The sequence below is a fragment of the Streptomyces sp. AN091965 genome, from assembly GCF_022698285.1.
In the GTDB taxonomy this organism is placed as follows: Bacteria; Actinomycetota; Actinomycetes; order Streptomycetales; family Streptomycetaceae; genus Streptomyces.
On sequence record NZ_JALDMY010000001.1, the window covers coordinates 581704 to 600675 of the forward strand.

The following is an 18972-nucleotide window of genomic DNA, read 5'->3' on the forward strand; positions in this document are numbered from 1 at the left end:
CGAGTCACATTCGCATCAACGGTGTCAATTTGACGTCTGTCGGCACAGATGTCATGGATACAGGTTGGACAAGTCCGGGTTATGCCCCGGAATACCCGCCACACCCGCCCCGGCGGACCGGCTCCCGGGTCAACGCCCCGTGAACCGCACCGGGAGTTCCCGGTACCCCTGCACGGCGATCGCGCGCAACCAGGTGGGCTCCCGCACCAGTTCCACCTGTGAGACCCGCTCGGCCAGCACGCGCAACACGACCGACAGCTCGATCCGGGCGAGTGCGGAACCGAGGCAGTGGTGCACCCCGTGGCCGAACGTGATGTGCCGATTGGGCTTTCGCCCGGGGCGGAACGCGTCAGGGTCGTCGAACACGGCGGGATCCCTGTTCGCGGCGGGCAGCCACGCGACCACCGGCGTGCCGGGCAGCAGGTGACGGCCGTTGACCGTGACCTCGCCGGTCGTCACCCGGAGCACGTGCATCGCCGGCGAGGTCCAGCGCAGCACCTCCTCCACGACGGTGTCGACGTCCGCGCTCCCGTCGCGCAGGTCACTCAGCAGGCCGGGCACCGTGGCGAGCGCGTGCACCGCGCCGGTGATCGCGTGCCGGGTGGTCTCGTTACCCCCGATCAGTACGTTGTCGCAGTTGAGCAGTACGTCGTCGATGGTGAGGCTGTCGTCGGCCACCAGCGTGCTGACGAGGTCGGCGCCGGGGCGCTCGCGGCGCCCGGCGATCAACTCGTGGAAGTAGACGAGGATCTCGGTGTGTGCCTGACGCGGCGTCATCCCGTCGAACCATTCGTCCGCACCACCGAACGCGTGATTGGTCAGCTCGATGAGCAGGTCCTGGTCCTCGGCCGGTACGCCGAGGATGTCGCACACGACCGCGGCCGGGACGCGTGAGCCGATCGCCGGGGCCACGTCGCACACCCCGCCGTCGAGCGCCTGGTCGAGCACGCTGCCCACCTCGGTCCGCACGCGCTCCGCCAGCGCCTGCGCGGCCGCTCTGGAGAGCAGCGGTCCGACCAGCCTGCGCAGCCTGCGGTGCTGTTGCTGTTCGGAGACCACCATCATCCGGCCGCCCGAGGTGTCCGGATGGTCGCGGTCGAACCCGATCATCATTCCGTACTCGGAGGTGAACGGCGCGGCGGGCGCGAGGACCGCGGCACATGCCCGGTGCGAGAACACGGACCAGAACCCGTTGGGCGAACTGCCCGGTTCGCTCCACACCATCGCGTCGTTCGCCGCGAGCGCGCGCCAGCGGGTGTGCCGGTCGAGCGTCGTGTACAGATCAGGGTCGCCGAGATCGGCCTCTTCGACGGTTTTCGTCATCCGCATGGAGGGTCTCCAGGTCACGTCGGTGTGCCGTCGAGCACCTTGGCGAGCTGTGCCACGGTCGGCGCGTTGAAGAAGGCCTGCACCCGCAGCCGCACGTGCAAGCTCTCGCGGATGCGGGCCACCAGCCGAGTCGCGAGCAGCGAGTGGCCGCCGACCTCGAAGAAGCTGTCCTCGACGCCGACGCTGCTGACGCCGAGCACTTCGGCGAACAACGTGGCCAGGAGGGTCTCCGTGGGCGTGTTCGGCGCTCGCCCCGCTCTCGCCCGTGGGGCGCTCTCGGGCTCGGGCAGGGCGGCTCGGTCGACCTTGCCGTTCGGCGACGTCGGCAGCCGCGGCAGGTCGACGACCACGTCGGGCACCAGGTAGGAGGGCAACCGTCGGCGCAGCCGTGCCAGGAGGTGTTCGACGGCCACCGGCGCGCCCGCCGTGCCGACCACATACGCGACCAGCCTGTTCTCGTGCTCGCTCACCACCGCCTGGGCCACCCCGTCCACGTCGAACAGGGCGGCCTCGACCTCACCCGGCTCGATCCGGTGACCACGGACCTTCAGCTGGTCGTCGGCGCGGCCGACGAAGACGAGCTGGCCGTCCGGTCGCGCCCGCACCCGGTCGCCGGTGCGGTACATGCGGTCGCCCGGACCGCCGAACGGGTCCGGCAGGAACCGCTGCGCGGTCGCCGCCGGTCGGTACAGGTATCCGCGGGCGAGGCCGGGGCCGGTCATGTACAGCTCGCCCACGTCCCCGTCCGGGACGGCCCTCATCCGGTCATCCAGCACGTACGTACGGACGCCGGTGATCGGCCTGCCGATCGGCGGCGTTCCCTCGCCGGTCAGCGGCTCGCTGGCGGTCACCGCGACGGTGGCCTCGGTCGGCCCGTACGCGTTGATCATCACACGGTCGGTGGCCCAGCGTTTCGCGACCGGTGCCGGGCACGCCTCTCCCGCGACCAGGAGGGTCAGTCCCGCGGGTAAGCCGCCGGCTTCCTCCAGCGGCGCCAGCGCGGTCGGCGGCAAGGTGATGTGGGTGATGCCCTGGTCACGCACAAGGCGGGCGAGCGGCTCGCCCGGGACCAGGTCCTCGGCGGGAGCCAGCACCAGACAGCCACCGGCCAGCCAGATCGGCCAGAACTCGGCGACGGAGGCGTCGAAGCTGGGGGAAGCGAACGCCAGCAACCTGCTGTCCGGCCGCTGCCGCTGGCGGCGCACGTAATCGGCGGCCAGGTTCGGGATCCCGCGGTGCGTGACCAGCACGCCTTTCGGGCGTCCGGTCGAGCCCGAGGTGTAGATGACGTACGCGGGGTGGTCGGGAAGCAGGGGGCTGAGCCGGTCGTGGTCGTCCAGGTTCGGCTCGGACCGGGACGGCTCCCGTTCCACGCGCAGGACGGCGGGAGCGCCGGCCACGTCCTGCCCCGGCAGGGACAACACGCAGTGCGCTGACGCGTCGTCCAGCATCTGCCGCCTGCGTTCCTCCGGATAGTCGGGGTTGACGGGCACGTACGCGGCGCCGGCCTTGAGCACGGCCAGGACCGCGATGACGAACTCGATCGACCGTGGCATCACCGTGGCCACCAGCCGTTCCGGGCCGACGCCGTGCTTGACGAGCCGACGCGCGACCCGGTTGGCCTCCCCGTTCAGCTCGGCGTAGGTCAGTGTGGTGTCACCCATCGCCGCCGCCGGCCGGTCCGGCATCGCCGCGGCGGTCGCCTCGAACAGCGCGGACGCCGTGGACGGCAGCAGGTTCACGCCGGTCATGCTTGCCTCTCCGCGGTTCCACGGGCATCCGTGATCGTGTCGACGGGGTGCCCGGCACGGCCCGGGTGACTGGCGCGGGCTGACTCAAGGGGTGTCATGCGGTCTTCTCCAATCGCGCGCGGGACTCGGTGCGGAGGAGCCGGATCAGCTCGCGGTTCACCGCTTCCGGGTTCTCCAGGTAGCCGAAGTGCCCGCACCCGGGAATCGTGCGGTGCGTCGCGCCGGGAATCGCGGCGGCCAGCTCTCGTCCGGCCGCCGGCGGCGCTACGAGGTCGTACTCGAACGAGACGACGTGGCAGGGCACTTCGATCCCGCGGTAGGCCTGGAGGCGGTCGGGCAACGCGCTCAGGAGCAGCTGAGCGCGGAGTCCCGGCCCCTCCCTGCCTGACGCCTCGAGCAGGTCGAGCCAGTCGGCGGTGAGGTCGTCGTCGGTGAGGGTCGCGGGCCCCAGGTTGAGCAGGGCGCGAACGGCGGCGAGGTACCCCCGCGGCAGCTCGGTGGCTCGTTCGATCAGCTCAGCCTCGGACTCCGCAAGCACCCGCTGGACGAGACTGCTCCTGCCGCAGGCCGCCATCAGCACGACCGTGTCCAGCAGTTCGGGACGGGCGAGCGCCAGCTCCTGCGCGATGTAGGAGCCCATCGAGGTGCCGACCACGCGGCACGGCGCCGCGCCGAGGTGCTCGATCAGGGCGGCCGCGTCCGCGACGAGGTCGTCGATGGTGAACCCGTCCGCGCCGGTGTCGCTGGGCGGAATCCCGCGGTTGTCCATGGTGATCACGCGAAACCCGGCGGCGCGGAACGCGGGCACCTGGTGCAGGTCCCACACCGAACTCGGCGCCCCGGTGCCGGTCAAAAACAGGACGGGCGAAGCATCGCCATGGTCCTGGTAGGACAGCCGGATCCCGTTCTCCGTTGTCATCAACATGCCGGTCCTCCCCCGCTCGCCGCACGTCCACTGCACGGCGGAGTTCTCGTTTTACGCAACGGTTGTGTGCTCCCCAGGTGCTGAGGCATGCGTGTGACCGTACCTTCGGATATCGAGCATCTGGAAGTGCGGACATAGACATCCACGATTTCCGACACGCTCGGCGCATAGCAGCGAGAATCGCCGTCAATTTGCGTATACGGCCGGACGCTTGACATCTCGACCGGGTATGGAAAACCCTAGCATTCATGGATTCATACGGTCTCTCCTCTCGCTTGAGCATGGAAACTCTGCACAGCTCGCTCGCCGACCCTGCTATCTCGTCGATGAACCTGCTCAATGAGCTGATCGGCGAATATCCTGCGGCCATTTCCATGGCGGCAGGCCGCCCGTACGAAGAGTTCTTCGACGTCCGCCTCATCCACGAGTACATCGACGCCTACTGCGACCACCTTCGGAACGACCGGGGGCTGGACGAGGCGGAGGTCACCCGCACGCTCTTCCAGTACGGCACCACGAAGGGCGTCATCACCGATCTCATCGCCCGCCACCTCGCCGAGGACGAGGGCATCGACGCCGACCCCGAGTCCGTGGTCGTCACCGTGGGAGCGCAGGAGGCCATGTTCCTGGTCTTCCGCACGCTACGGGCCGACGAGCGGGACGTGCTGCTCGCCCCCGCCCCCACCTACGTCGGCCTGACCGGGGCCGCGCTGCTGACCGACACCCCGGTCCGGCCGGTCCGGTCCACCGAGAACGGCATCGACCCCCAGGACCTCGTCCTCCAGCTGAAACTGGCCGAAGAGCAGGGCAAGCGAGTCCGGGCCTGCTACGTGACGCCCGACTTCGCCAACCCCACGGGCACCAGCATGGACGTGGCCGCCCGCCACCGGCTCCTCGAGGTCGCCGAGGCGAACGGCATCCTGCTCCTGGAGGACAACGCGTACGGGGTCTACGGATCCGAGCGCTTGCCCACGCTGAAGGCGCTCGACCGGTCGGGAGTCGTGGTCTACATCGGCTCCTTCGCCAAGACCGGCATGCCCGGCGCCCGGGTCGGCTACGCCGTGGCGGATCAGCACGTGGCCGGGGGCGGTCTGCTCGCCGATCAGCTCTCGAAGCTCAAGGGCATGCTCACGGTGAACACCTCGCCCATCGCGCAAGCGGTGATCGCCGGGAAGCTCCTGCTCAACGACTTCAGTCTGCTCAAGGCCAACGCCAGGGAAATCGCCATCTACCACCGCAACCTCCAGCACGCGCTGGGCCAGCTCACTCGCAGGCTCGGCGGCTGCCCGGGGGTCAGCTGGAACTCGCCGAAGGGCGGGTTCTTCATCACCGTCACCGTGCCCTTCGTCGTCGACGACGAGCTGCTGAAGCACGCCGCCGGCGACCACGGCGTCCTGTTCACCCCGATGCATCACTTCTACGGCGGCAAGGGCGGGTTCAACCAACTCCGGCTCTCGATCAGCCTGCTCACGCCGGACCTCATCGAGGAGGCCGTCTCCCGGCTCGCCGCGCTCATCACCGCGCGCCTCCCCTGAGCCAAGCTCAGCGGGTCATGCGGAATCGCTCCGCGGTGACGCCTCCAGCAGCAGCGCGCCAGGGCCGCCACGTTCCTCGTCGGACCTGAACGCAGTCGGCGCCACCACGTCGAATCCGGCCCCTTCGAGTTCCTGTACCACCTGATCCGTGTCGAGGAGCCTCAAGCGACTCGTGCAGATGACGAAGGGGTCCAACGTGTCATCGGCAGGGTAGATCGTGATGTCCTGGATCTTCTCTGCCGGTGACCGCCGTGCGTGCAGCACATACCGTCGGCCGCTTCGGCCCGACAGCTCTTGCTGGCGCTCCTGCGACTTCCACATGCCGTTATCGGCCATGCTGACCAGGAATTTTCCTCCGGGCTCCAGGTGCGCACGAACCGACGCGTACAAGCCAGGCCTTTGGGTGTCGTCCAGGAGGCTGATCGAGCCGTAGCTGATGACCACGGCACCAAAGCGCTTGTCCAACGCGAAGGCGCCCATATCTCCCTGAACCACAGTGCACCGGTCCCGAAGGTCCGCCGGCGCGTCTGCCAACTCCCTGCGGAGGGTGGCGAGCATCGTGGTCGACAGCTCAAGTGCGGTGACCTCGAAGCCGAGCTTCAGGAAAGGGAACGTCAGCCGACCCGTTCCGGCAGCGAGTTCCAGCACCGGCCCGGGCGCAGGACGCATGTGGGCGGCCATCTCCCGTACTTCCGAGACGCCGTCCGCTTCCAGCATCAGGTCGACCCCGAGGTCCTCGTCGTAGAAACTGCGCAGAACGCCCCTCTCACCCACAGAGGCCAGCAAAGCGTCCGCGCGTGTGGTCCGGACCGGTCCATGCTCCAGCTGATTACTCATACGGCCGACCTCCTGGTAGGCATCCCTCTCAGGGACGAGTGGGTTCTTGACGACGTCGCGGTCGCCGCGGCCGGGCAGCCCGGCGCGGCGGTGAAACCATCATTTCGTACAGTTCAGCGGTCGATCATTCCTCGGACGAGGCGACGCGAATGCGGCTGCTGTGCCAGCCGGTCGAACTCGGCCAGCCGGTCCGGCGGCGTCCACGCGCGCAGCATTTCCAGATACGACTTCTCCACCACGGGCGTCGCGTAGTGCGTGTTGGCGTAGCGGGCAAGTCCTGGAGCACGCTCGCGCGCAGCGTCGGCCAACGCCCGGAATTCCTCGCGCGAGAGACTCTCGAAGTCATGCACGAGGACAAGATCAGGAAAGATGTCGTTCGTAGCGCATTCGGCTCGTCGAGCCAGTGTCGGCACGCCAAGTCCGACGGCTTCCGAGAGCATGCGCCCCCACGAGTCGCTGACCGAGTTCACCAGCATGACGTCGAGTGCCCGATAGAAGGAGCACATCCACTCCCACTGGCGGTACGCGCCGATGTGCACATGAATCCGGTGGGACGAGTCCACGCCGGCCGCCTGTTCCCAGCGGCGGCGGACGATTTCCTCCGTCACACCAGGCTCGTCCGGTATGACACAACACAGGAGATGGGTTTTCGGATCCTGTATGTTGCGGAGGAACCACACAGCGATCTCATCGATGCCCTTTGCCGGATGCAGCATTCCTCCGGCACCCAGCAGCGTGTCGCCTGCATCAAGATTCAAGCTGGCCCGTAGGGATTCGTGCGAGGCATCTTCGACAGGCTCTTTCTGGGCTATCGGGACGATGCCGAAATCCAGCTCGCGAAGCAAGGGAATGTCCTGATGAAGCAGCTTCCGATTCCGTTGCGTGAACGTGTACGGATGCACCAGGTGTCCAAGGTTCAGCAGCTCCTTGGTATAAGATGCCGGGTGCGCATCGGGGGACATCGGAATCCGATCGAACGGAGTGCTGTCCCCCCAGTGCTCCAGCTTCCAAAGGATCAACTGCCCAGGCGGCAGGTGCCGCAGCACCGACAGGTGGCGCTGGAAGAGGTTCGAGATCCTCAGCCAGAGCGGAGATTCTTTGGCAATACCTTCCGCGATTTCTTCGTCGGGCCGGGGGTCCCGCCCGAGCTGATCGAACTCAAGGGCCAGAATATTCCAATTGCCCATCGTGCACCCACCCTCTCACGTAACGACGAATACCGATCGGATCAGCTCCACTCAACGCGCGATCGGCGAACGCCACGGTCGGCCGTCGGCGAATCGAGGAAGTGCGGAGCCCTCACGCCTGCTTGTGGGCCTGCCATTTCATGCCGTCGGGTGAGGACACAAGGCCGCCGGGGAAGAGCGGCAGCTCGGGCTCGGCGTCCTCGCCGAGCAGCGCCTTCATCTGCACCTGGCCGGCCTCCTGCATCGCCTGCCTGACCACCTGTGACTTGAACATCGGCACCATGTTCTCCTGGTCGCCGCCTGCCATCTGATCCACGGCCGCGGCGAACTCGGCGCTGCGCTCAGCTATCCGGTCCGCCGCCGTCAGCGCCGTCTCACCGGACGACACCCCACCGATCAGCTCCACGAACGACTCACTATCGGTGGTGCTCCGGCTGTTCGTGACCTTCTTGGCCTGCCAGAAATACGAGTCCTCGTTCACGTTCATCTGGTAGAACGACATGAGGAACTCGTAGAACACCTGGTACTCGCGGCGATACCGCGCCTCGAACTCGGTCAGTACCGTCTTCTCGTCCAGCTCGCCCGCGAGGACGCTGTTGATCGACCGGGCGGCGAGCAGTCCGCTGTAGGTCGCCAGATGCACCCCGGAAGAGAACACCGGATCCACGAAGCAGGCGGCATCGCCGACCAGGACCATCCCTGGCCGCCAGAAATTCGTCTGCTGGTAGGAGTAGTCCTTGCGGATCCGCAGTTCCCCGTACTTTCCGGTCGTCACCCGGGTCGCGTCCGACAGGTAGTCCGAAATCATCGGGCACTCGGCGATCAAGGCATTGAGGGCCTTCTCCCGATCTCCTTGGACCTTCTCGGCGTCCTCCCTGCGCACGACCGCGCCGACGCTGGTCAGCGTGTCACTCAGCGGGATGTACCAGAACCAGCCGCTGTCGAAGGCCACGCTCAGGATGTTGCCCGAGGCCGGCTCGGGCAGCCGCTTACCGCCCTCGAAGTACCCGAACAACGCCAGGCTGCGGAAGAACTCCGAATAATTCCGTGTGCCACCGACGTTGCCGTACAGCCGGCTCTTGTTGCCCGACGCATCCACCACGAAGCGCGCCGACACCGCACGCTCACTGCCGTCGGGGCCGGTGTAACGCAGACCGGTGACACGGTCGCCGTCCTCCACCACATCGGTGACCGCGCACCCCTCCCGCACGACGACACCCTTGCGTTTGGCGTTGTTCAGCAAGATCTCGTCGAATCGCGCCCGCTCGACCTGGTAGGCGTACGACGTCGAGCCGGCCATCCGAGCAGAGATGCCGAAGTGGAACGTCCACGGCTCCGGGCGAGCGCCCCAGCGGAACGTGCCACCGCGCTTCATCGGGAACCCGGCACCGGCCAGTTCGTCCGTGACGCCGAGCAGCCGGCACACGCCGTGCACCGTGGCAGGCAACAACGACTCACCGATCTGGTACCGGGGAAAGTTCTCCTTCTCAAGGAGCAGCACCCGATGGCCCTGCATGGCCACGAGTGTGGCCACGGTCGAACCGCCCGGCCCACCACCAGCCACCACTACATCGAATTCGTCGACCGACATCTCGCCACCATTCCCTCTGTTGCGGGCCAATTCATTGCGGCTAGTTCTATGCGTGTGCGCTGCTTGATCGCTGCCCTTGCTGGCTGCCCTCGACCGCTACCAAGTCACGGGCACCTGATCCGGACAGTCGACAAAAGCGTTTCGATACTTCACTTCCCTGATGGGCACTGCGAGGCGCAGCTGCGGGAACCGCCGCCAGAGGCTCTGATAGGAAATTCGCAGCATCGCCCTTGCCAACGCCGCGCCTACGCAGTAATGGATGCCGTGCCCGAATCCGACGTCCGATACCGGTTCACGGTCCGCGTCGACGACGTTGGGATTCGGCGTGAGCGCCTCATCGCGATTGGCCATGAGAACCGAACACAGCACATAATCCCCGGCTTTGATCAACTGCCCGTCGATGACCACGTCCTTGAGGGCCAGGCGGGGATTCGGCCCCTGCACGGGCGACAGATAACGCACCAGTTCGGTGACCAAGCGGTCGGCCTTCTCGCGGCCTGCGAAAAGCAACGGTATTTGGCCGGGACTGTCCAGGAGCGCGACGACCCCGAAGCCGATCATTCCCGCGACGGTCTCGACACCACCGAGGATGAGCGCCATGCACAGGCCCTTCAACTCCTCGTCCGTGATGCTGTCCCCGTGCTCCTGCACGACCATGCCGAGGAGCCCGTCGCCGGGTTCCTTCCGCTGCCGGGTGATCAGGTTGTCCAGGTACCGGTTGAACGCCGCGCTGTCGGCGGCCCTCGCCTTGAGCCCGCGACTCAGATCGACGTTCCGCCTGAGCCGCCGGACGAACTCGCGCCGGTCATCGCGCGGGATGCCGAGCAGCTCACACAGAACACCCGCGCCGATCGGATCGGCGAAGTCCCGCTGGACGTCCGCGGGTGGTCCCGCAGCTTCCATCATCTCGAGCCGATCGTCGATGAGGCCTTGAATGTTGGGCTCCATCTTGCGGATACGCCGGACCGTGAACTCCGGTGTCAGCATCTTCCGCAGGCGCGTGTGCTCGGGCGGATCGTACGTCGATATCTGTCCGACGAACTGGGGCTCTATGCGCTCCGCTGTTTCCCCCTGGATGAACCGGGGCCGGGTCGTGAAATTTTCGTGATCGCCCAGTATCCTGCGCACGACGTCGTACCCGAAGGCCTGCCAAACATATTCTCTGCCCAACTGCTCGGACGCCTCACCGACAATACGGAAGAGCGGGCCATGCGTTCTGAGATCGAAATTGTCTGCATGCGGATCGCAATGCGTTCGCATCTTGAAGTTCGCGGGCTCTCGTAAGAGAGGCGCGACCTCATCGATATCTGGACTCATGCCGAGTGGAATCTCCTTCACTGACCGGGATTCCCGGTGAGCTATCTCGACCACGCTGCCGCCTCAGTTTCATCTATAATCGGGCGGGACGTCCAGCGCCTCACGTGGACAAATACGTCTGCCGCGGACGGTCACCAAGCGACCATCAGCTCCGTCAGTCCATACGCGGGGGTGGTCAAGCGGAACATGTTCTCCTGGGCGGGGTCCGCGAGCCTCAGCCCGGGAAATCGCCGCCACAGAGCGGTATAGACCGTCTGCAATTCGAGGCGGGCCAGAGCAGCCCCCAGACAATGATGGACGCCGTGCCCGAACGCGACGTGCGGGGCGGGCTCGCGCGTGACATCGAGACGGTTCGGATCCGGTGTCAGGGCAGGGTCACGGTTGGCCGCCGGAAGCGAGCAGATGACGCTCTCCCCCTTCTTGATCACCTGGTCCCCGATGGTGACGTCCTCCATGGCGATGCGGGGCGTCGGGGAATAGGTGACCGTCAGATAGCGGATCAGCTCGTCGACCGCCCGCCGCGCCGACCGTTCGTCGCCCCGGAACGCGGCGATCTGCTCGGGGTGGCGCAGCAGCGCCAGCACGCCAAGACCGATCATTCCGGAGATGTTGTCGTCGCCGGCCAGCATCACCTGAACGCAGAAGCCCCTCAGCTCCTCGTCCGTGGCCGCGTCACCGTGTTCGGCGACGACGGCTCCGATCAACCCCTCGCCCGGGTCCTTCCGTTCCCTGGCGATCATCGCCAACAGGTAGCGGGAGAACGCCTCGCCGGCCGCCGCCCGCCTCTTCTGGCTTCGCGAGGCGTCGAGATGTGCGTGACACAACCGCAGGAACATCACCCGGTCGTCCTTGGGCACGCCGATCAGCTCGCACAGCACAGCCCCGGGCACCTCCTCGGCGACGAACTCGATCAGATCCGCGGGGGACCCCGCCTGCTCCATGGCATCAAGGCGCTCGGTCACGATCTGTTCGATGGAGGGCTGTAGACGCTGCGTCTTGCGCAGCGTGAAGCCGGGAGTCAGCTTCTGCCGCATCCGGGTGTGCTCCGGCGGGTCGTAATCCATCAGGTTGCCGACCAGCTCGCGCGGCCGGAAGATGCCCTCCCCGCCGATCTCGTCCCGCCGGTCCCAGCGTCGCCGTGTGCTGAACCTCTTGTGGTCGCCCATCACTTGTCGGACGACAGCGTGTGAGGTCGCCATCCAGCGGGTCTCGGCGTCCGCTCCGGACCCCGAGGTGACCCTCGTCAACGGTCCCGCGGCGAGCAGTTCGTCCGCCGGATCGAGGCCCTGTCTGCGAATGTGGACGGGGCGCTCGTCATCACCAGTCAACGGGAAGCTCCTTCCCTGCCATCAGTTCTCCTCCTGCGATCCGGCGCTACCAGTCGAGCCACAGGGCTTCCACGTTGAGCGGCGGCTGCCCCAACTTGACCTCGCGCTCCGGTTCAGCGAGCCGCAGCGTCGGAAAGCGGTGCGCCAGAGCCGGAATCGCCACCCGGAACACCATCTCGGCCAGCGACCGGCCGAGGCAGTGGTGGATGCCGTGCCCGAACGCGACATGTGCGGGCTTCTCCCTGGTGATGTCGAACCGGTCGTCCGGGCCTGGGAAGTTCCGGCGGTTCGCGGCAAGGAACGAGGGGGTGACGGTGTCGCCTGCCTTGATGGGACAGCCACTGATGCGCACGTCCTCCAACGCGATGCGCGGAGTGGTCTTCTCGTCGCTGGTGATGTAGCGGACCACCTCGTCCAGCCAGTCCGGCACGGTGTCCGGCCTGTCCCGCAGCACGGCGAACTGCTCGGGCTCCTCGACCATCAGCCACGCGGCCGCCGCGAGGAAGCGCGCCACCTGGTCCCCGCCCGCGCCCATGACGAACGCGGCCACTCCGATCAGCTCCGCGTCGGTGATCTCGTCGCCGTGCTCGCGCACCACGACGCCGAACAGGTCGTCACCGGGGTCGCGGCGGGTACGCGTCACGACCTGGTGCATGTACGCCCAGAACTTGTTTCCCGCCGCCAGGCGCCGCTTGCCCGACCGTTCGGCCCGGCTGGCGTGCAGGGCACGGGACAGCTCCGCCTGGTCATCACGTGAGATGCCGACGAAGTCACAGGTCACCGTCGTCGCGATGGGCCACCCGAAACGCGGGACGAAGTCCACGGGGCCACCGGTGGACTCGATGTCGTCGAGAGTGGCCTCGACGATCTTCTCGACCTGCGGCTGGAACCCCTGTATCCGCCGGATGGCGAAGGGGCCTGTCACCATCCGGCGCAGACGCGTGTGCTCCGGTGGATCGTACTGAGTGAGGAAGCCGGGGAAGATGAAACCGGCCGCGGTGCCGCGGTAGAGCAGCTTGGAGCTGAACTTGTCCGAGCCGAGAACCTGCCGGATCTCGTCGTACCCGGCGGCGAGCCACGCGGTCCGCCCTTCGGGGGCGTCCTCGACGCCCAGTACGGCCATGGGGCCCTCGGCCATCAAGGCGCGTAGCTCCGGCACCGGATCGAACCGGTCCCGTCGGTGTATGTCCAAGCCCAGGTGAACGTTGATCTCTTCGAAGGTGCCCCGGACAACGTCGTTCTCCTCGAGCACTGCACAGGTCCTTTCGCCTCGTCCCGCCCTCGGATGCGGAAGTGGTGGTCACGAGCCGGTTGGACGGGCGTCGAGCCCGTCCAACCGTCCGCATTGAGCGGCTGGACACCTTCGCCTCAGGCGCCGGCTTCCTGGATGAGGCTCTTCGGCCGGAGGTCCGTCCAGTTCTCCTCGACGTAGTCGAGGCACTCCTGACGGGTGGCCTCACCGTGGACACGGGACCAGCCGGCAGGCACTTCCGCGAAGGCCGGCCAGAGGGAGTGCTGCCCCTCGTGGTTGACCAGCACGAAGAAGGAACCCTCGTCGTCGTCGAACGGGTTGCTCATCGTTGTGTCCTTTCGCTCTTCTGTCGGGAACGGAGCTTCTCGGAGACGATGGCTCCAATCTGGGCCAGCGCCGCGGGTTGCACCAAGTCGTAGTGGTTGGACGGGATCTCGTGGGCCTCGATGGTTCCGGTGGTGAAGTCCTTCCAGCTGGCTATGGCCTCCGGTACGGGCAGATGCGCCGGCCGCTCCTCCGAGGCGACGAAGAGCAAGATCTCGCCGGTGAAGGGTGAGGCGGTATGCCGCGGCCCGACCTCCCACAGGTTGCGCATCACCGCCTCGAGGCGCTCCCTGACTCCGGGCCCCTGGACCAATCCACCGGCGAGTTCCAGGTCCTGCTCCTTGCGCTTCTGCACGGCCTCCTCGTCGCGCATGGCTTCTTCGCTGACCGTTCCGGTCGCGTTCCGTCCCATGTAGACGGGATAGGCGTCGAGCAGGGCCAGCAGGCCGACCTCCTCCCCTTCCGCCTCGAGCAGCGCGGCCATCGCCTGTGCGATCCGCCCGCCGAGGGACCAGCCGAGGAGGTGGTACGGCCCGGTCGGCTGCACAGCCCGGATGTGTGCCAGGTAATCGGCCGCCATCTCCTCGACGCTGCCGGGCAGGGGTTCGGTACGGGCCAAGCCGCGCGCCTGCACTCCGTAGACCGGCTGATTCACCGGAAGGTGCCGCAGCAACGGCTGATAGTTCCAGCTCAGGCCGCCGCTCGCGTGGAGGCAGAACAGGGGCGGACGGTCACCGGCGGCCTGCAGCGGCAGCAGGATCTCGTAGTCACCCGTTTTCACCGAGCGGGTCGAGCGCCGCCGCTCGCCCAGGACGACCAGGGTTTTGGAGGAGGTCTTCCGGGCGAGCAGACCCGTGCGCAGCATCTGATGTCCCGGAGTTCCGAACGGGCAGGGCAGGGTGGACCGACCGTCCTTGCCCGCGTCCACCGCCGGCCCGGTGACGTACAGATCGCCCACGGCCCCCGGCGCGACCGGGCTCAGCTGGTCGTCGAGCAGGAGCGCGCCGAGCGGGCCGTCCTCGGCCAGGCCGACGAGCGCCGGGGGCACGGCCCCCGACCACCTCGCCGGTGCGATGACCGGGCGGCCGCGCTCGACGTCGTCCAGGCAGATGTCCAGGTCGCTGATCCGCCGCCGGGGGTCCTCCGCCACCTGTTCCAGGACGCGGACCAGGCGCCGGGCGACCGACTCGGCCGTGTCCCGCTCGAACAGGTCGGTGGCGTAGCGGAGGACGCCTTCGATGCACTCCTCGTCGTCGAGGCGCTCGGTGAGCTCGAACGCGAGATCCAGCTCCATGGCCTCGGACCCGCCGGGTTCGGCATCGGTGCGCAGGCCCGGCAGCTCCCTCGCGTCCCAGGTGCCGAGCCCTTCTTCCAGCACCTCAAGGCCCACCTGGAACACGGGGTGGCGGGAGAGCGAGGCGGGCAGGCCGAGGAGTTCGGCGAGCCGCTCGAAGGGCACGTCCAGGTGCTCCTGCGCGGCCCGGAGCGCTTCCTGCGCGCGGGTGACGACTTCCAGGAAGGTCGGGTCGCCCGAGACTTCCGTGCGCAGGGCGACCGGCCGGGCGAACGGCCCGATCATCGGTTCGAGGTCGATGAGGTCCTCGTCCCGGGGCAGTGCCGTGCCGATCACCAGGTCGTGGCCCGCGCCCAGTTTCGTCAGCAGCATGGCGAGCGCGGCGTGCACCACCTGGAAGGCGTCCGCGCCGGCCGACTCCGCCGCGTCCATCAACCGGGCGTACGCGTCCGGGTCCAGCCGCAGCTCGACCGCGTCGGCCCGGCGCGACGGGACGGCCGGCCGCGGGCGGTCGAACGGCAGCACCGTCTCCCCGTCGATGCCGGCCAGGTTGTCCCGCCAGAAGGCGATCTGCTCGTGGGGCAGGCTGCCCGGCTCGTTCTCGTCCGCGAGCAGTCGCTGCTCCCAGATCGCGTAGTCGGCGAACTGCACAGCCAGGGGCGCGCGCTCCGGGACCCGGCCCTCGCGCCGCGCACCGTACGCGGCGGCCAGGTCGCGGAAGAACACGTCCAGCGAGTCGTCGTCGGCGAGAATCCGGTGCACCTGTAGGTGCAGCACGTGTTCCCTCTCCGCGAGGGCGAACAGCTCACATCGCCACGGCACGTCCTTGGTGAGGTCGAACGCCGACTCACGCCGCTCGGCGAGCAGCCCTGGAAGGTCTTCTTCGGTGGCCGGGACAGGGGTCAGTTCGACCGTAAGGCCTTCTTGAATGTGCTGGTGGACGTTCTGCGCGTCGCCGGGGAAGGTCGTACGGAAGATCTCGTGCCGGGCCGCGACGTCGCCGAGCGCCGCCGCGAGCGCGGGCACGTCCAGCCTGCCGCGCAGGCGCAGTGTGACCGACGTGTGCAGGCCGGCCGTGTCCTTCCCGGGGTCGGCCAGCAGCCAGGCGCGCAGCTGCCGGGTGGTGAGCGGCAACCGGTCCGGCCGCGGGGCGGCTTCCAGCGCGGGGCGTGACTTCGCGGCGAGCATCCTCGCCAGGCCCGCGGGTGTCGGCGAGGAGAACAGCTGCCGGATGGGCAGATCGGCACCGAGTTCCTCACGGATCCGCGCGATGAGCCGCATGGCGAGCGCCGAACTCCCGCCGAGGTCGTGGAAGGTGTCGTCGCCGCCCACGTGGTCGACGCCGAGGATCTCGGAGAACAGGGCGCACAGCACCTTCTCGGTCTCGCTCTCCGGCGCCTTCTCCGAGGCGTGTCCCGCGAGGTCCGGGGCGGGCAGGGCCCGGCGGTCCACCTTGCCGTGGGCGGTGACCGGCAGGCCGGGCAGGGCGACAACCGCCATCGGCACCATGTACGCGGGCAGGACCAGGGCCATGTGCCGCCGGATCTGTGCTGCCCCCGCATCGCTGCCGTCGGAGACGAAGTAGCCCACCAGGCGCTTCTCGCCCGGCTGGTCCTCCCGTGCCACGACGACGGCCTCGACCACCCCGGGCTGGGCCGCGAGGACGGCCTCCACCTCGCCCAGCTCCACCCGGTAGCCGCGGATCTTCACCTGGTCGTCGGCGCGGCCGAGGAACACCACCTCGCCGTGCTGGTTCCAGCGCGCCAGGTCGCCGGTGCGGTACATCGGTTCCCCGGCGCGGAAGGGGCACGCCACGAACCGCTCGGCGGTCAGGCCCGGGCTTGTGAGGTATCCGCGGGCCAGCCCGGTGCCGGCGATGTACAGCTCGCCGGTCACTCCTGGCGCGACCGGGCGCAGGAAGGCGTCGAGGATGTAGATCCTGCGGTTGGTCATGGGGCGGCCGATCGGCAGCTCCGCCCCGAGTTCCTCGCCGGGCTCGATCGGCTTCCACGTCGCGCACAGGGTGGTCTCGGTCGGCCCGTAGGTGTTCCGCACCCGCAGGCCGGGCTGGGCCCGCCGCAGGTTCCGCACCGACTGGGCGGGGACCACGTCCCCGCCGGTCCCGATCTCGACCAGACCCGCGAAGCACTCCGGGGACGTCTCCGCCAGGGCGCGGAAGCTGCCGGCGGTGAGGTGGACGGCGGTCGCGCCGCGTTCGACGGCCTGGCGTACCCCGGCCGCGTCCAGCACGCCCGGCTCGGTGAGCAGGACGCGGCCGCCCATGGCGAGCGGCACCCACATCGCGTAGAGCGAGGGGTCGAAGACGTGCGTCGCGTGCATCAGCACGGCGTCGCCCGGACCGATCTGCCAACCCTCGTCACCGGCCAGGCCGGCAACGGCCCCGTGGGGGATGCCTACGCCCTTGGGCAGGCCGGTGGATCCGGAGGTGTACATCACGTACGCCAGGTCGTCGGCGCCCGGCCGGGTCTCCGGCGCCGTGGCGGCACAGCCGTCGACGGCTGCCCGTGTCCCGGGCGTATCGAGGACGATCGCGCCTTCCGGTGCGACTCCGCTGGTCGACTCTGTGCACAGGACGGTGGAGACGGCGGAGTCGTCGAGAATGAACGCGATCCGCTCGGCCGGGTACTCGATGTCCACCGGGACGTACGCCGCGCCTGTCTTCCAGATCGCCAGGAACGCGATCAGCAGGTCCGGTGACCTGTCCATGGCCACGCCGATCCGGTCGCCGCGGCCGATGCCACGACCGGCGAGGTAGCGGGCCAGCCGGTTCGAGGCCCGGTCGACCTCGGCGTAGCTCAGATCCGCGCCGCCCGCGTCGGTGATCGCCACCGCGTCCGGGGCCGCGGCCACCCGCCGCGCGAACATCTCGACCACGGATTCTCCGGGCACCGGGCCTGCGGTCGCGTTCCATTCGTCCACCACCAGGGCGTGCTCGGCCTCGCTCAGCAGCGTCAGGCGGCCGACGAGCACATCGGGCTCGGTGACCAGCCGTTCCAGCACGCGAGCCAGCGCGCCCACGACCGATTCGGCGACCACGCGGTCGAACAGGCCCCGGTCGTAGTCGAGGATGAGCGGCATCCGCTCGCCGGGTCCTGTGATCAGGGTGAACGGGTAGTGCGAGGAGTTGCGCCCCCGCTTCAACGGGCGCAGGGTCAGGCCCTCGTCGGGCGCCTGGCCGAGTCCCTTGCGAGGGAAGTTCTCGTAGATGATGAGCGTGTCGAAGACCGCTCCGGGTCCGGCGACGGCCTGCACGTCCTGCAGGCCGAGGTGGTGGTGGGCCATGAGTGCCGACTGGTCGCGCTGCAACTCGGCGAACAGCTCGACGGCCCGCCGCCCGCCGTCGAGCCGGACCCGTACCGGCAGGGTGTTGAGCAGCTGGCCGACCATCGACTCCACACCGGCGAGGTCGCCGGGGCGCCCGGAGGCGGTGGCGCCGAACACCACGTCGGTACGGCCGGCCAGTTGCGCGAGCACGACGGCCCACGCGCCTTGCACGATGCTGTTCAGGGTGAGGCCGTGCCCGCGTGCCAGCCCGGTGAGCTCCTCTGTCAGTCGCGGGGACAGCTCGATCATCGCCGTGTCGATGTCCGGCGCGCGGGTGGGATCGGCCGGGGCGACCGTGGTGGGCGTGTCAAGGCCTGCGAACTCCTCCCGCCAGGCCGCCTTGGCCGCCTCCTTGTCCTGCCGGCCCAGCCAGGCGAGGTAGTCCCGGTAGGGCACGGTGGGCGGGAGTGCGGACGCGTCCCCGTTCGCCGCGTAGACCGCGGCCAGTTCGCGGTGGATGACGGGCATCGACCAGCCGTCCACCAGCACGTGGTGAAGGGTGTGCACGAGCCGGTGGTGCTCCGGGCCGAGCCGGATCAGGTGCAGTTTCATCAGCGGCGCCGTCTCGATGTGCAGCCGCTGGGCCACCTCGTCGGCGGCAAGGCGGTCCACCTCGCTGTCGGCCACGTCGTCCGGCAGCCCGGAAAGATCTGTCTCGCGCCAGGGGATCTCGGCGTCCCGTGCGATGACCTGCACCATCTGTGCGCCGCTGACATAGCGGAAGCAGGCGCGCAGCGCGGCGTGCCGGTCCACGACGGCCTGCCACGACGCCCTCAGCCGGGCAGCGTCCAGCGGGCCGTCGATGCCGTACACGGTCTGCACGGTGTAGGTGTCAGGGCCGTCGTGGTCAAGTGCGGTGTGATACAGCATCCCTTCTTGCAGCGGCGAAAGGGGCCAGACGTCCTCCACGCTGGAACGGGGCTTTGGACGAGTGCCGTCAACGGTCACAATCTTGCT

General features: G+C 68.4%; 12 protein-coding genes. 1 reads left to right on the top strand and 11 read right to left on the bottom strand.

Features of this window, described 5'->3' with window-relative positions:
• Positions 1-129 precede the first annotated feature (129 nt).
• The 3 genes from MQV74_RS02235 to MQV74_RS02245 all read right to left on the bottom strand — a co-directional run bounded on the left by MQV74_RS02235 (position 130) and on the right by MQV74_RS02245 (position 4005).
• A complete protein-coding gene (locus tag MQV74_RS02235) occupies positions 130-1329 on the bottom strand; it encodes a cytochrome P450 (RefSeq protein ID WP_242714296.1) in 1200 nt (399 codons plus the stop codon).
• 14 nt (positions 1330-1343) lie between these two features.
• The gene (locus MQV74_RS02240) at positions 1344-3080 is read right to left on the bottom strand and encodes a non-ribosomal peptide synthetase (protein ID WP_242714297.1); all 1737 of its coding nucleotides are present in this window, start codon (positions 3078-3080) and stop codon (positions 1344-1346) included.
• Positions 3081-3174: 94 nt separating this feature from the next.
• The gene (locus tag MQV74_RS02245; protein WP_242714298.1) at positions 3175-4005 is read right to left on the bottom strand and encodes an alpha/beta fold hydrolase; all 831 of its coding nucleotides are present in this window, start codon (positions 4003-4005) and stop codon (positions 3175-3177) included.
• A 281-nt stretch (positions 4006-4286) separates the two neighbouring features.
• Between MQV74_RS02245 and MQV74_RS02250 the strand changes: the two genes are divergently transcribed.
• Positions 4287-5540 (top strand): aminotransferase-like domain-containing protein, encoded by a 1254-nt coding sequence (locus MQV74_RS02250; protein ID WP_242728485.1) that lies wholly within the window; start codon positions 4287-4289, stop codon positions 5538-5540.
• A gap of 15 nt (positions 5541-5555) precedes the next feature.
• Here MQV74_RS02250 and mpaM read toward each other — a convergent pair whose 3' ends face one another.
• The 8 genes from mpaM to MQV74_RS02290 form a co-directional block, all read right to left on the bottom strand.
• Entirely contained in the window at positions 5556-6377 is an 822-nt protein-coding gene (mpaM, locus tag MQV74_RS02255; RefSeq protein WP_242714299.1) for a daptide-type RiPP biosynthesis methyltransferase, read from the bottom strand.
• A gap of 113 nt (positions 6378-6490) precedes the next feature.
• Complete coding sequence (locus MQV74_RS02260; RefSeq protein WP_242714300.1) at positions 6491-7564, bottom strand: hypothetical protein; 1074 nt, start codon at positions 7562-7564, stop codon at positions 6491-6493.
• Positions 7565-7676: 112 nt separating this feature from the next.
• On the bottom strand, positions 7677-9155 hold the full coding sequence (locus tag MQV74_RS02265; protein ID WP_242714301.1) for a tryptophan 7-halogenase: 1479 nt from the start codon (positions 9153-9155) through the stop codon (positions 7677-7679).
• A gap of 96 nt (positions 9156-9251) precedes the next feature.
• Positions 9252-10472, bottom strand: coding sequence for a cytochrome P450 (locus tag MQV74_RS02270; protein WP_242714302.1), 1221 nt, complete (start codon positions 10470-10472; stop codon positions 9252-9254).
• A gap of 131 nt (positions 10473-10603) precedes the next feature.
• Complete coding sequence (locus MQV74_RS02275) at positions 10604-11800, bottom strand: cytochrome P450 (RefSeq protein WP_242714303.1); 1197 nt, start codon at positions 11798-11800, stop codon at positions 10604-10606.
• Between the two features lie 46 nt (positions 11801-11846).
• Positions 11847-12992 (bottom strand): cytochrome P450, encoded by a 1146-nt coding sequence (locus MQV74_RS02280; RefSeq protein ID WP_242714304.1) that lies wholly within the window; start codon positions 12990-12992, stop codon positions 11847-11849.
• Between the two features lie 176 nt (positions 12993-13168).
• Entirely contained in the window at positions 13169-13378 is a 210-nt protein-coding gene (locus MQV74_RS02285) for an MbtH family protein (protein WP_242714305.1), read from the bottom strand.
• A complete protein-coding gene (locus tag MQV74_RS02290) occupies positions 13375-18963 on the bottom strand; it encodes a non-ribosomal peptide synthetase (protein ID WP_308402225.1) in 5589 nt (1862 codons plus the stop codon). The genes MQV74_RS02285 and MQV74_RS02290 overlap by 4 nt, the downstream gene beginning before the upstream one ends.
• Positions 18964-18972 lie beyond the last annotated feature (9 nt).

Excerpts from the sequence above, each read along its gene's own strand:
- MQV74_RS02285 (WP_242714305.1), bottom strand. The coding sequence starts at position 13,378 with ATGAGCAACCCGTTCGACGACGACGAGGGTTCCTTCTTCGTGCTGGTC.
- MQV74_RS02235 (WP_242714296.1), bottom strand. The coding sequence starts at position 1,329 with ATGCGGATGACGAAAACCGTCGAAGAGGCCGATCTCGGCGACCCTGAT.
- MQV74_RS02250 (WP_242728485.1), top strand. The coding sequence starts at position 4,287 with ATGGAAACTCTGCACAGCTCGCTCGCCGACCCTGCTATCTCGTCGATG.
- mpaM (WP_242714299.1), bottom strand. The coding sequence starts at position 6,377 with ATGAGTAATCAGCTGGAGCATGGACCGGTCCGGACCACACGCGCGGAC.
- MQV74_RS02240 (WP_242714297.1), bottom strand. The coding sequence starts at position 3,080 with ATGACCGGCGTGAACCTGCTGCCGTCCACGGCGTCCGCGCTGTTCGAG.
- MQV74_RS02270 (WP_242714302.1), bottom strand. The coding sequence starts at position 10,472 with ATGAGTCCAGATATCGATGAGGTCGCGCCTCTCTTACGAGAGCCCGCG.
- MQV74_RS02245 (WP_242714298.1), bottom strand. The coding sequence starts at position 4,005 with ATGTTGATGACAACGGAGAACGGGATCCGGCTGTCCTACCAGGACCAT.
- MQV74_RS02265 (WP_242714301.1), bottom strand. The coding sequence starts at position 9,155 with ATGTCGGTCGACGAATTCGATGTAGTGGTGGCTGGTGGTGGGCCGGGC.
- MQV74_RS02260 (WP_242714300.1), bottom strand. The coding sequence starts at position 7,564 with ATGGGCAATTGGAATATTCTGGCCCTTGAGTTCGATCAGCTCGGGCGG.